4 protein-coding genes are annotated in these 3,127 nt (G+C 74.8%); 3 read left to right on the top strand and 1 reads right to left on the bottom strand.

The window, feature by feature from the left end; genetic code table 11:
- Positions 1–273: hypothetical protein (locus ACFQ3T_RS35525; RefSeq protein ID WP_380730351.1), on the bottom strand; the 273-nt coding region annotated here is incomplete at its 3' end.
- A 114-nt stretch (positions 274–387) separates the two neighbouring features.
- Here ACFQ3T_RS35525 and ACFQ3T_RS35520 point away from each other — a divergent pair.
- The 3 genes from ACFQ3T_RS35520 to ACFQ3T_RS35510 form a co-directional block, all read left to right on the top strand.
- Positions 388–1,242 carry a fumarylacetoacetate hydrolase family protein gene (locus ACFQ3T_RS35520; protein ID WP_380730349.1) on the top strand — a complete coding sequence of 285 codons (855 nt, stop codon included), beginning with the start codon at positions 388–390 and terminating at the stop codon, positions 1,240–1,242.
- A complete protein-coding gene (locus ACFQ3T_RS35515) occupies positions 1,239–2,546 on the top strand; it encodes an enolase C-terminal domain-like protein (RefSeq protein ID WP_380730347.1) in 1,308 nt (435 codons plus the stop codon). The genes ACFQ3T_RS35520 and ACFQ3T_RS35515 overlap by 4 nt, the downstream gene beginning before the upstream one ends.
- The coding region (locus ACFQ3T_RS35510; RefSeq protein WP_380730345.1) for an SDR family NAD(P)-dependent oxidoreductase at positions 2,543–3,127 on the top strand (585 nt) is incomplete at its 3' end. The genes ACFQ3T_RS35515 and ACFQ3T_RS35510, both read left to right, overlap by 4 nt.

The following is a 3,127-nucleotide window of genomic DNA, read 5'->3' as shown; positions in this document are numbered from 1 at the left end:
CGCCGCCGGGTCGCCCGCGCCGCGCGCCTTCTCGTCGCCGTACGCCTCGGCGGCCGGGGTCTCGGTCAGCTCGATGAACGCCGTCACCGGCCCGGTGGCACGGGCGAGCGCGGCGCCGACCACCTCGGACGACCCGCCGGTCGCGTGGTCGGCGCGGTGCGGTGGCAGGGGTGCGGCGGACGGGGCGGCGGACGCCGGGCTCGCCACGACGAGCGCGGCGAGCAGTGCGGCGGTGGCGCTGACGGACGCCCACACCGCGCGGTGGAGTTTCATCGCGACCTCTCGTTACCGGTATTCATCGGACCAATTCCCCGTCAAGCCCTAGACGCCCCTCCGGTGGACGGCTATACATCCGATCTGTCGACCGGTTGTTGAGGAGGACCTGCCGTGCAGCTGCTGCGCCTGGGACCGTCGGGCTCCGAACGCCCCGCCGTCCGCGCCGACGACGGCGTCGCGTACGACCTGAGCCCGCTGACGGACGACGTGACCGGCGCGTTCCTAGCCGCCGACGGCATCGCCCGCACGAGAGCCGCGCTGGCCGCGGGCGAACTCCACCCGATCGTGGACGACGGCCCGAGGGTCGGTCCGCCCGTCGCGGACGTCGGCAAGATCGTCTGCATCGGCTTGAACTACCGCGACCACGCTGAGGAGACCGGGCTCGCGATCCCGGCCGAGCCGGTGGTGTTCCTGAAGGCCGCGGACACGATCGTCGGCCCGTACGACGAGGTGCTCGTGCCGCGCGGCTCGGTGAAGACCGACTGGGAGGTCGAGCTGGGCGTGGTCATCGGGCGCGAGGCCCGGTACCTGGGGTCGGCCGAGGAGGCGTTGGCCCACGTCGCCGGGTACGTGGTGTCGCACGACGTGTCGGAGCGCGAGTTCCAGCTGGAGCGCGGCGGGCAGTGGGACAAGGGCAAGAACTGCGAGACGTTCAACCCGCTCGGCCCCTTCCTCGTGCCCGCCGACGAGGTCGACGACCCGCAGGCGCTCGGCCTGCGCCTGTGGGTGGACGGCGTGCCGCGGCAGGACTCCTCCACCAAGAACATGATCTTCCCGGTGGCCGAGCTGGTCCGCTACCTGAGCTGGTTCCTCGTCCTCCGACCGGGGGACGTCGTCAACACCGGCACGCCCGCCGGCGTCGCGCTCGGGCAGCCCGAGCCGAAGCCGTACCTGCGCGCGGGCTCCGTGGTGGAGCTGGAGATCGACGGGCTCGGCCGCCAGCGCCAGACGCTGGGGCAGGCGTGAGCGCCCGGATCACCGCGCTCGACGTGGCGGACGTCCGGTTCCCCACCTCGCGCGAGCTGGACGGCTCGGACGCCATGAACCCCGACCCGGACTACTCGGCCGCGTACGTCGTGCTGCGGACGTCGGAGGGGCCGGACGGGTACGGGCTGGCGTTCACCATCGGCCGCGGCAACGACGTGCAGGCCGCCGCGATCCGGTCGCTGGCGCACCACGTCGTCGGCCGGCCCGTGCCGGAGACCGCCGCCGACCTCGCCGCGCTGTCCGCGGACCTGGTCGGCGACTCGCAGCTGCGCTGGCTCGGGCCGGAGAAGGGCGTCGCGCACATGGCGCTCGGCGCGGTGGTCAACGCCGCGTGGGACCTGGCGGCCCGGCGCGCGGAGCTGCCGCTGTGGCGGTTCCTGTCCGCGATGACCCCGGAGGAGATCGTCGGCCTGGTCGACTTCCGGTACCTGTCCGACGCGCTCACGCCCGCCGAGGCGCTGGACATCCTGCGCCGGGCCGAGCCGGGGCGGGCCGACCGCGCCGCAGCCCTGGTCCGGGACGGCTACCCCGCCTACACGACGTCCCCGGGCTGGCTCGGCTACGCGGACGACAAGCTGGCCGACCTGGCCCGGCGGGCGCCGGCCGACGGCTTCGACATGATCAAGCTCAAGGTCGGCGGCGACCTGGCCGACGACGTGCGCCGGCTGGCGCTGGCCCGCGAGGTCGTCGGCGACGGCGTGCGCATCGCCGTGGACGCCAACCAGCGGTGGGACGTCGGCACGGCCGTCGCGTGGATGCGCGAGCTGGCGCCGTTCGCGCCGTACTGGATCGAGGAGCCCACCTCGCCGGACGACGTGCTGGGGCACGCGGCCATCGCCAGGGCGGTGCGGCCGATCAAGGTCGCCACCGGCGAGCACGTCCAGAACCGGGTCGTCTTCAAGCAGCTCCTCCAGGCCGGCGCGGTGGACGTGGTGCAGCTCGACGCGTGCCGGGTCGGCGGCGTCAACGAGAACGTCGCGATCCTGTTGCTGGCGGCCAAGTTCGGCGTCCCGGTCTGCCCGCACGCGGGCGGCGTCGGCCTGTGCGAGCTGGTCCGGCACCTGGCGATGGCCGACTTCGTCGCGGTGTCCGGATCGCTGGACGGCCGGTCGATCGAGTGGGTCGACCACCTGCACGAGCACTTCACCGACCCGGCCGTGGTGCGCGGCGGCCGGTACCTCGCGCCGTCCGAGCCCGGCTTCTCGGCCCGGCTGCGCGACCGGAGCGTGGCCGACCACCGGTACCCGGACGGTCCGGTGTGGACGAACCTGGGGGCGCGATGAGCGAGTTCGACGGCCTGGTGGCCGTGGTGACGGGCGGCGCGTCGGGCATCGGCCTGGCCGCCGCGCGCCTGCTGGCGGCCCGGGGCGCGACGGCGGTGGCGCTGGACCTGAACCCCGACGTCGACCCGCCGGTGCACGGCATCCGGGCGGACGTCGCCGACGACGAGTCCGTGCGGGCGGCGGTCGCCGAGGTGGTCGCGCGGTTCGGCCGGCTCGACGTCCTGGTGAACAACGCGGGCGTCGGCGCGACCGGTGACGTGGCCGCGAACCCGGACGACGAGTGGCGGCGCGTGCTGGAGGTGAACGTGCTCGGCATGGTCCGCGTCGCCCGCGCCGCGCTGCCGCACCTGCGGGAGTCGCCGTCGCCGGCGATCGTGAACACCGGTTCCATCGCGGCGTGGGCCGGTCTGCCGCAGCGCGCGCTGTACTCGGCGAGCAAGGGCGCGGTGCACGCGTTGACGCTGGCGATGGCCGCGGACCACGTGCGGGAGGGCATCCGGGTGAACGCGGTGGCGCCCGGCACGGCGGACACCCCGTGGGTCGGCCGGCTGCTCGACGCGGCGCCGGACCCGGTCGCCGAG

The sequence above is a fragment of the Saccharothrix hoggarensis genome, assembly GCF_042678885.1.
GTDB classification, from domain to species: domain Bacteria; phylum Actinomycetota; class Actinomycetes; order Mycobacteriales; family Pseudonocardiaceae; genus Actinosynnema; species Actinosynnema hoggarensis.
The sequence above is the reverse complement of the archived record's forward strand: the minus strand, read 5'-3'. Positions and strand labels throughout refer to the sequence as shown.